This window comes from Flavivirga eckloniae, from assembly GCF_002886045.1.
GTDB classification, from domain to species: Bacteria; Bacteroidota; Bacteroidia; order Flavobacteriales; family Flavobacteriaceae; genus Flavivirga; species Flavivirga eckloniae.
This window is the reverse complement of record NZ_CP025791.1, coordinates 3,328,088-3,344,806: the sequence shown is the minus strand read 5'-3', so window position 1 is coordinate 3,344,806 and position 16,719 is coordinate 3,328,088. Positions and strand designations below refer to the sequence as shown.

Genomic DNA, 16,719 nt, shown 5'->3' with positions numbered 1-16,719 from the left:
AGCTTTGTTCATAGATCGTTAATAAAAAACGCCCTAAAAAAAATTTATGAAAACAAAACTACATTATGTTTTTTCAATAACAATGCTTTTGTTCGCATTTTCAGCTGTTTCTCAAAATTCTTCATGGAAAAAGGTTGAGCATTTTGAAAACTCTGAAAAACTATCAAAATTTCATTTAAACAAGAATGAGGTTCATTTTTTTGAACTTGATATGTCTTCATTTAAAAAAAGTACCGCTTCTACGACCTTAAGGAGCTCTAAAAATAAAAAGGAAACTACTACGATTGTTTTACCTGGGATTAACGGCAAAATGCAGTCTTTTAAGATTTACGAAGCACCCGTTTTTTCTCCTCAACTTGCTTCTAAATACCCAAACATAAAATCGTATGTGGGTGTTAGTACAAATAATTCCCAGTCTCGTTTGCGAATGAGTGTATCTCCCCAAGGTATACATACCATGATTTCTTCTACCGATAAACCCACAGTATTTATGCAGCCTTTAACAAAAGGTTCAAATAAATACGTTTTATATGATAAGTATGGCAAAGATGCTTCTATAAATAGATTAGCATGTAAAACCTTGGATGAAGTAAATAAATCGCTTAATTCTAAAACAGAAAAAACCGCAAAGGTTAATGAAGGTGGTGCCAACGATCAAACTTTAAAGAAATTTAGAATAGCAATTTCTACTACATCAGAATACACTGCTTATCATGATGATGGTAATGCTGGAAACGGTGATGCCGTTGCCGATGCTCTTGCAGCAATAAATAACACCTTGAGTAGGGTTAATGAAATTTTTGAGACTGATATGGCTGTAACTTTTGAACTTATTGATGCTACTCAATTAATATACACTAATGCAACTACCGACCCGTATTCTGATGCTGGTGTTGGTGCGGATGTTGACAATTTTAATAGTCCTAATGGGTGGAGCTTACAGGTACAAAACACATTAACCAATGTTATTGGTAGTGCCGCTTATGACATAGGCCATTTATTTGGCGCCACTGGTGGTGGTGGAAATGCAGGTTGCATTGGGTGTGTTTGTCAAAACCCTGTTAATTCGTCATCTCATGCTAAAGGAAGCGCCTATACCTCTCCATCTGACGCTGTTCCTGAAGGGGATTCCTTTGACATAGATTTTGTTGCTCATGAAATTGGACACCAAATGGGAGCTAATCATACCTGGGCTTTTGATAATAGTGAAAGTGGCACAGGTGTTAATTCTGAACCTGGAAGTGGAACAACCGTTATGGGATATGCCGGTATTGAAGGTGCCAATAATGTTGAACTAAGCGGGGATGATTATTTTCATTATCACAGCATTAAACAGATATTAGATAACCTGAACAGTAAAAGTTGCCAAGCAACCGAGGTTATTTCAAATAACCCTCCAAGTGCCAATGCTGGGAGTAACTACAACATACCTAAAGGCACTGCTTATGTTTTAAGAGGTACCGCTACCGATCTGGACGGAGGAGATAATTTAACTTACTGTTGGGAACAAATTGATAGTGGCGTGACCAATTACCAAAATTTTGGACCAGAACTAACATCTGGCTCAACCAATAGATCACTACCTCCTTCAAGCTCCCCAGACAGGTATATTCCTAAATTTAGTAGTGTTATTGCTGGTAACGTTACGCAAACCAATCCTACTTTAGGTAGCGATTGGGAAACCGTTTCGACAGTTGCGCGAACTTTAAATTGGGCGTTAACGGTTAGAGATAGATCACCTGCTGATGCTACAGGCGGACAAACAAGTTACGACACCATGCAAATTACTGTTGAGGATGTAACTCCCTTTACGGTTACCAATCCTATTTCTTGGGTTCAAGGGTCTACACAAACTATTCAATGGGAAGTTGGGCAAACAACAAATGGTACAATAAACTGCCAAAATGTAAACATAAGCTTATCTACAGATAGCGGATTGACGTTCCCCATAAGTATAGCGTCAAATACTCCTAACGATGGTTCATTTACTTATACCGTTCCATCAATTCCAGATACATCTTCGGCCAGATTGTTAATTGAAGCCGCAGATAATATTTTTTATGACGTTTCTAACTTTGATTTTTCCATTTCTCCAAATCCTGAATTCTTTATGGTTGAAGAGACTATGGAACCACTTGTATGTGGTGAGACTACTGCTGTATTTCATTTTGATTATGTGCAAGTGAATGGTTTTTCTGAGAATACAACTTTTAGTATTAATGGAAACCCTCCAGGTTCTAGTGTAGTTTTTTCTCCAGCCAATTTAAGTGCTTCTGGAAGTGTTACCATGACTATTAGTGATTTAGATGGTGTTTTGGAAGCGAATTATCCTTTAGTAATAACAGGTGCATCAACCTCTGTCACCAAAAACAAAAACATTACTTTTCCTTTTTTCAATGGCATATGTTCTTCTGCCGGAAACACACAATATAATACAAGTATTACACAAGTTCAATTTAACACATTTGATAATACTTCTGCCAAACCTTCTGGTTATTCAAATTACAAATCAATATCTACAGATTTAAATAGGGATAGTTCTTACGATTTAACTGTAAATGTTAATACCGATGGTAGTTTTACCACTGCGACTATGGCTTGGATAGACTGGAACCAAAACTGTAGTTTTAATGATCCTGGTGAGACTTACAACTTAGGTAATGCGAACAATGTGACTAATGGACCTACATCTGCTTCGCCATTTTCTATTACTGTTCCTATTGATGCTGTTCTTGGAAATACAATCATGAGGATTTCAACAAAATTTGATCAATCTCCTTCTTTTTGTGAAAATGGTTTTGATGGAGAGGTTGAAGACTACACTTTAAACGTAATAGCAACCTTGGATATTGAGAATTTTGGTTTTGAAAATTTTGTAGTTTATCCTAATCCGAACTATGGGGAATTCTCAATCAGGTTAAATAGTTCAACATTTAGAGAGATCAATGTCCAGGTTTTTGATGCTAGAGGGCGTTATTTTTATGATAAAAAATTTAATCATGCTGGTGATTTTAATGAAAAAATAAGCTTGCCCAAAGCACAAGCTGGCATGTATTTTTTAAATGTAAGTGATGGTGTTAGAAAATCTCTTAAGAAGATAATTATAAAGTAACAAAGGACTCTAGAGTCTAATTATGTTATTGAGAAACCTTTCTGTCAGACAGGGAGGTTTACCCGTGATAATGGTTATAAATTTAGACAGATTCTCACATTTCTAATGTGATCAACACAAGTCGTTCTGAGTAACGCTTTTCAGGCCAGATTTTTATTTACCATTAAAACTATTCATAGTAATATTAACACCAGCTAAAGCAAAAGATTTTATAAGCTCTACCGATTTATCTAAACGTTCCTTAAGTTTATCTGCCTCCTCTTGGGTCCATTCTCCTAAAACATAATCCACTTGTCTGCCTTTAGAAAAAGCATCGCTAATACCAAATCTAAAACGATTGTATTTGGTTGTATTTAATTTGTCTTGAGTATCCTTTAATCCGTTGTGACCACCGTCACTTCCTTTTGTCTTTAAACGAATACTTCCAAAAGGTAAGTTTAAATCGTCTGTAATAACTAATAAGTTTTCTAAGGGTATTTTTTCTTTTGTTAACCAATACAATATGGCTTTTCCGCTTAAATTCATGTATGTATTAGGCTTTAAAAAAATAAAGGTTCTTCCTTTTAATTTATATGTAGCCATATCCCCCAGTTTTTGGGTTTCGAAGGTAAATGCTTCTTTATTTGCAAAATAGTCTAATATTTTAAATCCAATATTATGACGTGTATTGGCATATTTCTCTCCAATATTCCCTAAACCAACTATTAAGTACTTCTTCATTAAATCTTCTTGTGATTCTGGTTCTTTTTTTCCCTTAAACAGTTTGAATAAAAACCGGTACATAACTTCAATATTTCCGTAAAAATAAAAAAGCATCCTGAAAATACAGAATGCTTTTATTATTTTAAGTTAAGAATATTTTATTCTTGAGCTGCAGGTGCTTCTGCTCCTTCAGCTTCGCCTGCAGGTGCTGCTTCTGCTCCTTCTTCTAATTCTTCATCATCTTCTTCATCTTCAACTGCTACTCTAGAAGTTCTAACTTGACATACTACTGTATTATCTGTATGTAAGAACGTATACTTTTCGTTTAATAAATCTCCTACTGAAACTTTATCTCCAATTTTTAAAGGCGTGATGTCTATCTCTATAAAATCTGGTAAGTTAACTGGAAGTGCCTTAATACGAAGTTTTCTGTTGTTTCTTCTTAAAACACCACCGTTTTTAACACCTCTTGAGTTACCTACTAGTTGAACTGGAATATTTAAAGCAATTTCTTTGTCTTCAAATAATTGATAAAAATCTATATGTAAGATTCTATCTGTAACTGGGTGAAATTGAATATCCTGTAGTACAGCATTTAAAGTTTCACCGTTATCTAAATTAATTACAACAGTGTGCGCATTCGGTGTGTAAACAAGTTTAGAGAATGCTAATTCTGCTGCTGCGAAATGAACTGGCTTTTCTCCTCCGTATAACACGCAAGGAACCTGACCAGCATTACGTAAGGCTTTTGTCGCTTTTTTGCCCACGCTTTCTCTTTGAGATCCGTTGATTGTAATTGATTTCATAATTTATTATTTATTGTTATTTATTCGTATTATGTAAACTTAGTTGAAAACAAATTCTATTATAAAAGTTAATAGAATTTATATTTCAAGTCGTTTTCATTTTCTATTTATATTAATTATTAATTTACATTACAAATTTTGAACTAATAGACTGATTGTTATGTACTTTATCCATAACCTCAGCAAATAAGTTCGCACAGCTTAAAACTCTAATTTTATCGTTTTCTTGCGATAAAGGAATAGAGTCTGTTACTATGAGTTCTTCTAATTTTGAGTTATTTAAATTCTCATATGCTTTTCCAGACAATATAGGGTGTGTGCAAATAGCTCGTACACTTAACGCTCCACGTTCTATCATTAAATCTGCAGCTTTTGTTAAGGTACCTGCGGTGTCTACCATATCATCAACTAATACAACATTCTTACCTGTAACATCACCAATTAATTCCATATGCGAAATGATATTAGCCTTAGCGCGTTGCTTATAACAAATTACAACATCACTTTCTAAAGCTTTAGAATACGCATATGCTCTTTTCGAACCTCCCATATCTGGGGAAGCAATCGTTAAATTGTCTAATCCCAAGCTTTTTAAATACGGAAGAAAAATAGTAGATGCAAACAAATGATCTACCGGTTTTTCAAAAAACCCTTGTATTTGATCGGCGTGTAAGTCCATTGTAATAATACGAGTAGCTCCTGCTGCTTCTAACATTTTCGCAACCAATTTTGCTGCAATGGGAACACGAGGTTTATCTTTTCTATCTTGTCTTGCCCAACCAAAATAAGGTAATACCGCTGTAATATGTCTTGCAGAAGCACGCTTAGCTGCGTCTAGCATTAACAACATCTCCATCAAGTTTTGCGGTCCTGGATTGGTAGATCCAATAATAAAAACCCTGGCTCCACGAATAGATTCTTCATAAGATGGTTGAAATTCTCCATCACTATAAGTTGAAGTAATTACATTACCCAAATCTGCACCAAATGACTTAGCTATTTTTTCGCCAAGAACTCTACTTTGTGTACATGCAAAAATTTTGGCTTCGGTATTTACAATTGGCATAGTTAACTGGTTGTTATGCAGCGCTAAAACAGCACCCTTATTTTAAACGAGGTGCAAATTTATACATTTATTTTTACCTAAAAAGTATATTGACTAGTATTTTTGTGATTAATTATCGAAAAAATATATATTTTTGCTGTCCGTAATGCTCAAGTGCCTGCCTGCCGGTAGGCAGGGCGGAATTGGTAGACCTGTCTACCGACAGGCAGGCGCGCTTAAATATTGAAAGATGTATTATGTTTACGCCATTTCAAGTTTATCAAGGAATTATATTTATGTTGGAATGACAATTAATATCCCTGAGAGGTTAGGAAGACATAATCAAGGTCGGGAAAAAACGACAAGAGCATATTGTCCTTTTAAGCTAATATATTCTGAAACATTAGATACTAGAATTGAGGCTAGAAAAAGAGAAAAGTATTGGAAATCTGGAGTTGGCAAAGAAAAACTCCGTATAGTTAGAGATAATTTGTAATTTTGAATTGTCTTTTAAGTTTATTAACGCTCAAGTGGCGGAATTGGTAGACGCGCTGGATTCAAAATCCAGTTCTTTCGGGAGTGTGGGTTCGATTCCCACCTTGAGTACTAAAGGCTTTAACAGAAATGTTGAAGCCTTTTTTATTTCTCAGGTACAACATAGGTACAACAAATAAAGAGTTTCAAGATAGTTTCTTATTTTCAATAGCAATGACTACACTTTCACAATCATTAAGTGATATCAAAACCTTTTCCTCTAATCTTTTTTTTCTTTTTTACATAATTATTTTCATCTTGGTCATTGTCTAATCGTGTCACTTTAGGCCAGAACTCAGCTTTTTATAGGAAACGAACTTGCATACAAAAATCATCTAGTTTATTTGGGTTCAATAGCACTGGGTTTTTTTCATCAATAATTGTGTCTAAACGTGTGCTTAAAAAGCTTCTGAAAAGTCTTTATTTCTGCTAGGTATTGCAATGACAGTATAATAGGTGCCAAAAAAAGAGTGAAAGAAAAACACGGATATTTTTGTTAATTCAAATTTTTTGAGATTAATCAAAACATTTCAAAATTGTGTAGCCTTCATTCAAGAAGGGTTAAGATGTTAAGTCTGACAAAATTTAAATAAACATAAAACAAAGAGGCTGGTGAATGGATATATTTATAGCCTTAAAGGAGCTCAGTTAAATTTCCCTTTACAGAAGATTTTCTAATATTTAATTCTCCGTTCATAATTATAGTTTCATCAGGGATTTCATTGTTATTTATTTTTTTTAGTAAAAGTTCTCCAGCGGCTTTTGCCATTTCGTAAGTAGGTTGTTTAACGCTACTTAATTGTGGTGTTACTAATTCTGCCATTCGGGTTTCTGTAAAACCGATAATAGCCACATCTTCTGGCACTCTATAGCCATTGTCTTTTAATTTTTTAATGGCTCCAAAAGCTACCATATCGTTTACACAAAAAATTGCATCAGGTATATCGTGGTGAAAAATTAAGTCTTCAATGACCTCCTTACCTTCCTTTGCTAATAAGCCTGCTTCTATAATTTTATAATTCTCCTTCGATATTTTATGCTTATTCATAGCTTTTTTAAATCCTTCAATACGTTCTTTTGAAACACATAGATCCCTGTAGCCTGACAGGTGATAAATCTTCTCATATTTCTGTCTTATGAGATGCTCAGTAGCGAAAAAACTCCATTTTATATTGTTGAAGATAACTTTAGAAGCAGGTATAGATTCATCCACTCGGTTTAAAAATACAATTGGATACCCGTCATTAATTCTTTTTAAATAGTAAGAAATATTTTCATGCCCAATTGTAGGGGCAATCAATAAACCGTCAACCATGTCGTATATTAGAGTCTTTACGTTTTTTAATTCCTGTTTCTCGTTTTCATCAGATTGCATGACCAATACCTGATATCCTTTGGAAACTAAGGATTCTTGTAACGCTATAATAACTTCAGAATAATACTCGTTAATGAATTCAGGAACTACAACACCGATATTCAGAGATCTGTTCTGGCTTAACTTCTTTGCTATCGGGTTAGGGTGATATCCCATTTCTTCGGCTGTTTTTAGTATAAGCTCTTTTGTTTCTTTCCTAATATCATACTTATCATTAAAAGCTCTAGATACGGTGGAAACAGATACATTTAAGTACTTAGCAACATCTTTAATGGTTACGTGCTTCATATATATAATTCTTTGTTGACTTGTTGAAACAAAATAGTAATGATTGCTTCAATTTATAAATTTCCGAAAGTAATTCGAAAAAAGGTTTTTGTTTTCATAAAGCAATTCTATCAAAGAGAAATTTAAGTTTTTCCTACAAAAGTGTTTATCTCATTTTTTAACGGAAAAACCTCTCTTTATCATCTACGAAATGCCCATATACTGTAAAAATAATTCATTTATTTTAAAGATAGGCTGCAGCTTTCAAATAACATGTTTCTTTACTAATTTGTTAATTTCGAAAACGTTACCGGATTTCGAAAACGTTTCCGAAAACGTTTTTATTTATTCTTTTGGCAGAAATAGCATTTTCAACCTTTAGTGCATATAATTTTAGACCAAATATTTTAACTAAATAAAACTAAAATTTTATGAAACTAAATTACACTTTAGTAATTGGTCTGTTGAGTTTTTGTTTGTCTGGATGGGCTCAACAAAAAACGGTAACAGGAATAGTTACTGATGAACAAGGAGTTCCACTTCCGGGAACAAACATTTTAGAGGCAGGAACTTCTAATGGGGTTCAAGCCGATTTTGATGGTAATTACAGTATTACCGTAAATGATGATGCTACATTAGTTTTTTCATTTGTAGGCATGTTAACTCAACGTATTCCTCTAAATGGTAGAACTAAGATTGATGTCACTCTAATCGAAGATGCTGCTCGCTTAAATGAGGTAGTTGTCGTGGGGTATGGAACACAAAGGAAAGTCAATCTTACTGGTTCTGTAGAAACGATTAACGCTTCAGAAATTGCCCGACAACCAGTTTTGCAAACCTCTCAGGCTTTAGCTGGATTAGTACCAGGATTAAGTGCTACACAAAGTAGTGGACAACCTGGTGGTGATGGAGCTACTATACGTATTAGAGGTCTTGGGACAATAGGATCGGGAGCAAATAACAACCCTCTTATTTTAGTAGATGGAATTCCTGATGATATAAATGGTATAGATCCAAGTGATATTAAATCTATTTCTGTTTTAAAAGATGCTTCGGCAGCAGCAATCTATGGATCTAGAGCTTCAAACGGTGTTATACTAATAACTACAAATAGAGGTAAGGAAGGTATTTTAAAAACTACTTACAATACCTATTTTGGTGTGCAAGGACAAACCCAAAACTTTGAGTTTGCTAATGCTCTAGAATACATGCAAGCATTTAATGATGCTGACCCAGGAGCTTTCCCGGATTCTGTTTTAGATCAATACAGAGCTGGCGTTGGTTTAGGAACAGAAGCATTACCAGATACAGATTGGTTAGATTTATTATTTTCTGAACCAGGTTTTCAGCATTACCATAACCTTAGTGTTAGAGGAGGTTCTGAAAAAGCAAAAATTGCAGCCTCTGTGTCTTACATGAATCAAGAAGGAAATATACCTAATTTTGATTTCGAAAGAGTTAGCGGAAGATTTAATACCGATTTAAAATTAGGTAATAAAATTGATATTTCCTTTGACTTGAATTTTAGACGAGAAGTTAACAACCAACCTGCAAACCTTCAGAATGTAACGCGTCAAGCTAACCGTTTGCAGCCTTTATTTATAGCTATTAATGACGATGGTTCCTGGGGGGAAGGTTTCAGTGGAGGAAACTCAATCGCACTTGTTAATAGTGGGTCTCAAGATGAAAGAATTACTAATTACTTTAGAGGTGTTATTAAGGCAACATACAGACCTATAGAAGATTTATCAATATCGGCAACTTACTCACCACAGTATACAAGTATAAATCGTGATGATTTTAACCGTCCTTGGGTATGGAAAAGTAGTTCTACTGCAGAACCTGTACAACTCGGTTTATCTTCAGTTGCCAAGGAAACACAGGAAAGGTTTGCAGATAACTTTAATATTGTTATAAATTACAGTAAAGATTTTGGAGATCATAGTTTATCTGGCTTGGTAGGTTACGAATTTTTAAAAACCCAATCTGAAACATGGGGTGCAAGTAGAGGAGGTTTTATTTTACCTGATTTCCGTACTTTAGATAATGGAGATGCTGATACTTCGCAAAACTATGGTAGAGCTACACTAAGTGGTTTAGAATCTGTATTTGGTAGAGTAAACTATTCATACAAAGGTAAATACTTATTTGAAGCTAACGTAAGAAGAGATGCTTCTTCTCGATTTTCAGATGGGTTTAGAGCAGCCACATTTCCATCGCTTTCAGTTGGTTGGCGTATATCAGATGAAGATTTTTTTCCTGAAGACTCTTTTGTTTCGAGTTTAAAACTTAGAACTTCCTGGGGTCAATTAGGGAATCAATTTATTTTTGAAAACCGTCAATTTAATGGCGCAACAATTCTTGATTATTTTGGTAATCCTCTTGCTTTCCCAAGAAATTTTATTTATCAATCGCAATTTGGTGTAGGAAACGCAAACCCCGTTCTGGGTGGTGTTCCCACAGTTGGAGGTGCACAACCTAATTTAGCAAATTCAGAATTACAATGGGAAAGAAGTGAAACATATAATATAGGAGTCGATGCTTCTTTATTTAGCAAAAGACTAACATTTACAGGAGAATATTATGTTAGGACAACTAAAGATATATTACTAGGTGTTACATTACAACCATCTACAGGTTTTGCATCCGTTCCTCCACAAAATGCAGGTGAAGTGCAAAATAAAGGATGGGATTTTTCTATAGGGTGGCAAGACTCTATAGGAGATCATTTTACATATGGATTTAATGCTAATTATTCAGTTGTTGATAATAAAGTTACAGATTTAGGTGGGCTAAATGAATTGCCTCCAGGAGATAGAATTATCAGAGTTGGAGAAAGTATCAACTCAATATTTGGTTTTAAAGAAGATGGTTTATATCAGGAAAGTGATTTTACAGGAGGTGATTTAAATTCAGGTTTGCCAGTGCCAGCTTTTGGAGCAATTCAACCAGGAGATATTAAGTATGTAGATCTTAATAACGACGGTATTATTAATAATGATGATCGTACAGTAATAGGTAGTGATATTGATACTAATAACTGGGGCTTTGATGTCTTTGCTAATTATAAAGGGTTTGATCTATTTGTCTCTGTATTGGGCGTTAGTGGCAGAGATGTGTATTTAAGTCAAGATGCAGGATGGTCTTTCTTCAATGCGGGTAAAATTCAAAAATGGCAATTAGATTATTGGACTCCAACAAATACAGATGCTTCATTACCAAGGCCAACAGCTTTAAGTGCTCACCATAATTGGAGGGTTAATGAAACTTGGACTCATGATGCGTCTTATGTGAGAGTAAGAAACATTACTTTAGGATATAAATTGCCTCAAGATTTAATAAAAAAGCTAAATGTTAATAATATCAGAATTTATATCTCAGGTCAAAATTTATTCACTTTTGATAAGATGCCTGATGGCATTGATCCACTAATACCAAACTTTAATACTGGTGATTTTTATCCTGTATCTAAGGTATATACAGCAGGTTTAAATATTGGATTTTAATTAAAAAATGTTATAAAATGAAAAAAATAAAATTTATTCTTGTTTTGTGTTTCATTGCAACTATAATTTCTAGTTGTGAAGACACAGTTTTGAATTTAGAAGACCCAAGTGCTCCTGCAGATACTAATTTTTTCTCTACAGAAGCTGAATTAGAAATTGCTTTGGCTGGCGTATATGAAAGCTTAGCATATGTTAGGGCTGTACCTTTTCCTCAGGTTCTGGACCACTCAACCGATTTGGGTTTTAGTAGAGGTAATGTAGCTGGTACTGCAGATGTAACTCAAGGTAGTTTGTCTTCAACTAGTGGTATAAGTACAGGCTTTTGGTCTAATTTTTATATTGGTGTACAACGCGCTAATACGTTGTTACAAAATATGTCTAGAGCGGAAGAAGTTAGTAACGTTGACAGGTTTAGTGAAATTCGTGCAGAAGCATTATTTTTAAGAGCCTTTTTCTATAGTTACTTAATTGAATTATACGGAGATGTGCCATTTAGAACAGATGTAATAACGTCATTAAATGATGAAGGTTTAGTTTTATCTAGAACACCTAAAGCAGAAATAGTCACTAATATATTAGCTGATTTAGAAACTGTAGCAAGTATATTACCAAATGATGTTCAAGAAAGAGGTAGAGCGTCTGCTAATGCAGCTAATGCCTTAGCTTCAAGAATAGCTTTATATAATGGTAATTACGATCTTGCAATAAGTAAGGCTCAAGCTGTTCAGAATACAGGTATAACGCTTCATTCTGATTATGAATCTTTATTTACAGCAGCAAGTATTGATTCTGAAGAAGTTTTATTGAGTATTAATTTTGCAGATGGTACAAAAACACATGGCTTATCTGTAAGGCAAGGATCGCGTTTTGGAGGTTGGTGCCAATTAGTGCCATTACAGCAAACATTAGATACTTACGAAACTATAAATGGATTACCAATAGATGAAGATCCAGCTTTCGATCCAGCAAATCCTTTTGAGAATAGAGACCCAAGATTAAAGGCAAGTATAGTAACACCTGGAGATGTATGGACTAACCATGAAACTTGGCAGCATAGTGATAGTTTAGGGTGTTGGAGGATAGAGAATGGAGAAAGAGTAGAGCGTGTTTTTAATCCAAATTCAGCGAATCCGGCAGGTGTAACCATAACCGATAATGTTATGGATCCTGTAACAGGAACTTTTAAAACATATAATAGCGGTGGTGCTAATAGGTTCACATCATTCACTGGTTATTTTTGGAAAAAATTCTCTGATGAACCTGCCTTAAAAGGAGAGCTTGCAGTAAGACCTGTAAATGCAGAGCATCCAATAATTTTAATACGTTATGGCGAGGTGTTGTTAAATTATGCTGAAGCTAAAATAGAATCTGGAAATATCGACCAATCTACATTAGATGCTATTAATTTAGTGAGGGAGCGTGCGTATAACGGTTCTGGCATTCCTTATCCAGAAGTAACAACCATGGATCAAGCGGAGCTTAGAAAAATAATTAGGCGTGAACGTAAAGTTGAGTTAGCTGATGAAGGATTCCGTTTATTCGATATTAGAAGGTGGGGTATTGCTGAAAAAGTAATGAATGGAACAGCCGTAGGAGGACCTGCAAATGGATTTAGTGTAATTGGTGGAGATTTAGGCTTAATTCCAAATATAGATGATGATGGGTATGTAACTTATCCTGGAGCTCCTATTGAACCAAGAAAAGAAAAAGGCGATCATAGTTATAGAGATTTAGAAACTAGGCTTTTTACTCCTAATAGAGATTATCTGTGGCCAATACCTCAAGCAGAAATTGATGCTGCTGGAGATGTTAATATACCTCAAAATCCTAATTATTAATTAGTTTGGTTTTAGTTTTTTTATAGTTTGAATTAATCAGGAAAACAAGGGGACTATCACCCCTTGTTTTATTACAATAATATTTTTCTTTATGGGAGAAAAAAAAGTTTTCATATGGCTCATACAATTAGTTTTTTTAGCGACAATAATTAGCTGTAATAAAACTAACAACCAATCGCATGGTTTTAGAACTACCGAAGGAAGTAATAAGAAATTATTTGAAGTTTTAAGTGATTCTATTTCAAAAATAGTCTTTAATAATAAAATTTCAGAAAGTGTTGAAATGAATGCCTTAAACTATGAATATATATACAATGGGGCAGGAGTTTCAGCCGCAGATTTTAATAATGACGGATTAGTAGATTTATACTTTATCTCTAACCAAAATACCAACAAATTGTATTTAAATAAAGGCAATCTGCAGTTTACAGATGTTACCAATATTTCAAAGGTTAAAGGTACTGAAGGATTATCTTTAGGGGTTGCCACTGTAGATATTAATCAAGATGGTTTTTTAGATATATATGTTTGCAAATCAGGACCATTTATACATTCAGATGTAAGAAGAAATGAGTTATATGTTAGTCAGGGAATTAATGAAGCTGGCGTGCCGATTTTTAAAGAACAAGCCAAAGATTATCTTTTAGACCTTCCGCACTACTCAACCCAGGCAGCATTTTTTGATTATGATAAAGATGGAGACCTGGATATGTTTCTGATTAATCATAACACAGACACCAAGGTTTTATATGATATTGATAACTATTTAAAAGAAAAATCCCCATTAACAAGTGATAGGTTGTTCAGGAATGATAATAATAAATTTTATGATGTCTCTGATGAAGTAGGGTTGATTAATGATGGAATTGGCTTTGGCCTCGGATTAAGTATAGGTGATTTGAATAATGATACTTGGCCGGATGTACTGGTTAGTCATGATTATGCTGCAAATGATAGAATTTATATGAACCAATGCGATGGGACATTCAAAGAAGTTTTCAAAACATCAACAGGTCATGCATCCAACTTTTCAATGGGTAATGATATAGCAGATTTCAATAATGATGGTTGGTTGGACTTCATAACTTTAGATATGGCCCCTGAAGACAATTACAGTATCAAGGCAAGTATGAGTGGGATGAACCCAGAACAGTTTAATGATTTTGTTAGTAAAGGGTTACATTATCAATATATGTACAATACACTTCAAATTAACAATGGAGTCAGGCCTATTGATAATACCCCGGCATTTTCAGATGTTTCTTTTCTTTCGGGCATATCGAGCACAGATTGGAGCTGGGGACCGTTGTTTTTTGATATTGATAATGACGGAGATAAGGACCTTTTTGTTTCTAATGGAATTAAGCGAGATTTTAGAAATGTAGACTTTATTCACTATAGACAAAATAAAGAAAAAGTCTTTTCTGAAAAAATAGAGGAAGCACCTAAAGAGGTTAAATCTATGTTAGAAAAGCTTAGAGATGAAAATATTTTAAAGCGGATGCCGTCCAGAAAAAAAGCAAATTATTTCTATGAGAACAAAGGAAATTTACAATTTCAAAAAAAGAATAAAATTTGGTGTTCCGATAAAATAAGTTCTAGTAACGGAGCTACTTATGCAGATTTAGATAATGATGGAGACCTAGAAATAATAACAAATAATATGGATGATGTAGCTACCATATATAAAAACAATAGCAGAGAATTAAATCTTGGAAACTTTTTAAAGGTTAACTTAAAAGGACCTAAAAATAACCTTTTTGGTATCGGCGCGCGGGTAACCCTTAAGACATCTAATGGTATTCAAATAAAAGAACAGTATACTACTAAAGGATTTCAATCATCAACCACCACGATGCTACATTTTGGGTTAGGCAATTTACAAGAAGTTAAGAACTTAACAGTTTATTGGCCAGATAGTAAAGTACAGAAAATAAATAATATTAAAAGTAATCAAAGAATTATATTAAATCATTCAGAAGCATCTTTGTCTGATATTGAAACTTTACCTGCTTCAAAAACTAAAAACAATTTTAAAGACATTGCAAGAACAAGGGGAATTAAACACTTTAACCATCAAAACGTATTTAATGATTTTGAAAGAGAACGTTTACTACCTCATAAAATGTCTGAAGATAAACTAGCTCTTTGTGTAGGGGATGTTAACGGTGATGGATTGGATGATTTTTATGTTGGAGGAGCCAGTAACTATGCAGGGGTTTTATATGTGCAAAACAAAACAGGAAAGTTTACTAAAACAAATACAAGGCTTTTCAATAAAGACAAAAAACATGAAGATGTAGATGCCACTTTTTTTGATGCCGATAATGACGGTGACTTAGATTTATATGTGGTTAGCGGGGGCAACGAATTTAACAAAAGTTCTATATACTATTCAGATAGATTGTATATAAACAATAAAGGGCTTTTTTCTAAAAGTAGCACTGTGCTACCCACAGGTTTGAATGTTAGTGGTTCCGTTGTCTGTCCACACGATTTTGATGGTGACGGAGATACAGACCTTTTTGTTGGAGGAAGGCAAACTCCAGGATTATATCCGTATGCCGGTACGAGCTTCCTATTAAAAAACGAGTCAAACTCAGGGGATTTTAAGTTCGCTATCATAGAAAATAAAGCACTTGCAAATATAGGGATGGTGACAGACGCAAAGTGGGAGGATATAGACTCAGATAATTTAAAGGAGTTGATATTAGTTGGTGAATGGATGCCACTTACTGTATTTAAAAACGAAAATGGAACGTTTAAAAAAGACACATCGCTTACCAATCTAGATGAAAATGTTGGCTGGTGGTTTAGTTTGGAGTCTGGAGACTTTGATAATGATGGAGATATTGATTTTGTAGCAGGGAATCTTGGACTAAATTCAAAATATCAGGCATCTAAAGAAACCCCTTTTCAGGTATATGCAAAGGATTTTGACCAAACAGGAACCGTTGATATAGTGCTTAGCTACAATCAGGATGGAGTAAGCTATCCACTAAGAGGAAGAGAGTGCAGTTCTCAACAAATGCCATTTATTAAAAAGAAATTCAAAAATTACCACGATTTTGCTTTAGCAGATTTAGAGACCGTCTATGGTAAAGAAAATATAAGTAGTGCGTTGAATCATAAAGCTACTAATTTCAGTTCTAGTTTTTTTGAAAACCAGGGACATGGTACATTTAAGATAAAACCATTGGTAAATGAAGCTCAAGTAACAACTATCAAAAGTATTGTTCCTCATGATTATAATAAAGATGGAGATTTAGATTTGCTTCTTTTTGGGAACCTGTATGGCTTCGAAGTAGAAACTCCGAGACAAGATGCAGGCTATGGAATATATTTAGAACATGATGAAGAAGGATTTAGTAAACAATTTTTAGAGGGTTTATTTGTTGAAGGAGAGGTCATTAATGTAAAAAAAATAGCTTTAGAGGATAAAGGACTTGGACTTTTGATTTTAAGGAACAATGAAGCACTTCAACTTTTGAAGGTTAAATAAGATGAGTTAATAAGTATTGGCAGAAGAGATGG

General features: G+C 34.2%; 9 protein-coding genes and 1 tRNA gene. 6 read left to right on the top strand and 4 right to left on the bottom strand.

Annotation, left to right across the window (positions count from 1 at the left end):
• The first annotated feature begins 46 nt into the window (after positions 1–46).
• On the top strand, positions 47–3,112 hold the full coding sequence (locus C1H87_RS13825; protein ID WP_102756378.1) for a zinc-dependent metalloprotease: 3,066 nt from the start codon (positions 47–49) through the stop codon (positions 3,110–3,112).
• Between the two features lie 153 nt (positions 3,113–3,265).
• Here the strand turns inward: C1H87_RS13825 and pth are convergent, their stop codons facing one another.
• The 3 genes from pth to C1H87_RS13810 form a co-directional block, all read right to left on the bottom strand.
• Entirely contained in the window at positions 3,266–3,895 is a 630-nt protein-coding gene (gene pth / locus C1H87_RS13820) for an aminoacyl-tRNA hydrolase (protein WP_102758273.1), read from the bottom strand.
• A gap of 77 nt (positions 3,896–3,972) precedes the next feature.
• Positions 3,973–4,620, bottom strand: coding sequence for a 50S ribosomal protein L25/general stress protein Ctc (locus C1H87_RS13815; protein WP_102756377.1), 648 nt, complete (start codon positions 4,618–4,620; stop codon positions 3,973–3,975).
• A gap of 124 nt (positions 4,621–4,744) precedes the next feature.
• The gene (locus C1H87_RS13810) at positions 4,745–5,686 is read right to left on the bottom strand and encodes a ribose-phosphate pyrophosphokinase (protein ID WP_102756376.1); all 942 of its coding nucleotides are present in this window, start codon (positions 5,684–5,686) and stop codon (positions 4,745–4,747) included.
• Between the two features lie 229 nt (positions 5,687–5,915).
• On the opposite strand from C1H87_RS13810, the gene C1H87_RS13805 reads away from it, so the two are divergent.
• On the top strand, positions 5,916–6,161 hold the full coding sequence (locus C1H87_RS13805; RefSeq protein WP_102756375.1) for a GIY-YIG nuclease family protein: 246 nt from the start codon (positions 5,916–5,918) through the stop codon (positions 6,159–6,161).
• A 28-nt stretch (positions 6,162–6,189) separates the two neighbouring features.
• A tRNA-Leu gene (locus C1H87_RS13800) sits at positions 6,190–6,271 on the top strand.
• Positions 6,272–6,833: 562 nt separating this feature from the next.
• Here the strand turns inward: C1H87_RS13800 and C1H87_RS13795 are convergent.
• On the bottom strand, positions 6,834–7,862 hold the full coding sequence (locus C1H87_RS13795; RefSeq protein ID WP_102756374.1) for a LacI family DNA-binding transcriptional regulator: 1,029 nt from the start codon (positions 7,860–7,862) through the stop codon (positions 6,834–6,836).
• Positions 7,863–8,272: 410 nt separating this feature from the next.
• On the opposite strand from C1H87_RS13795, the gene C1H87_RS13790 reads away from it, so the two are divergent.
• From C1H87_RS13790 to C1H87_RS13780, 3 genes are all read left to right on the top strand, one after another.
• Positions 8,273–11,347: a SusC/RagA family TonB-linked outer membrane protein gene (locus C1H87_RS13790; RefSeq protein ID WP_102756373.1), complete on the top strand. Its 3,075-nt coding sequence runs from the start codon at positions 8,273–8,275 to the stop codon at positions 11,345–11,347.
• A gap of 17 nt (positions 11,348–11,364) precedes the next feature.
• Positions 11,365–13,185 carry a RagB/SusD family nutrient uptake outer membrane protein gene (locus C1H87_RS13785; protein ID WP_102756372.1) on the top strand — a complete coding sequence of 607 codons (1,821 nt, stop codon included), beginning with the start codon at positions 11,365–11,367 and terminating at the stop codon, positions 13,183–13,185.
• A 91-nt stretch (positions 13,186–13,276) separates the two neighbouring features.
• Complete coding sequence (locus C1H87_RS13780; protein ID WP_102756371.1) at positions 13,277–16,687, top strand: VCBS repeat-containing protein; 3,411 nt, start codon at positions 13,277–13,279, stop codon at positions 16,685–16,687.
• Positions 16,688–16,719 lie beyond the last annotated feature (32 nt).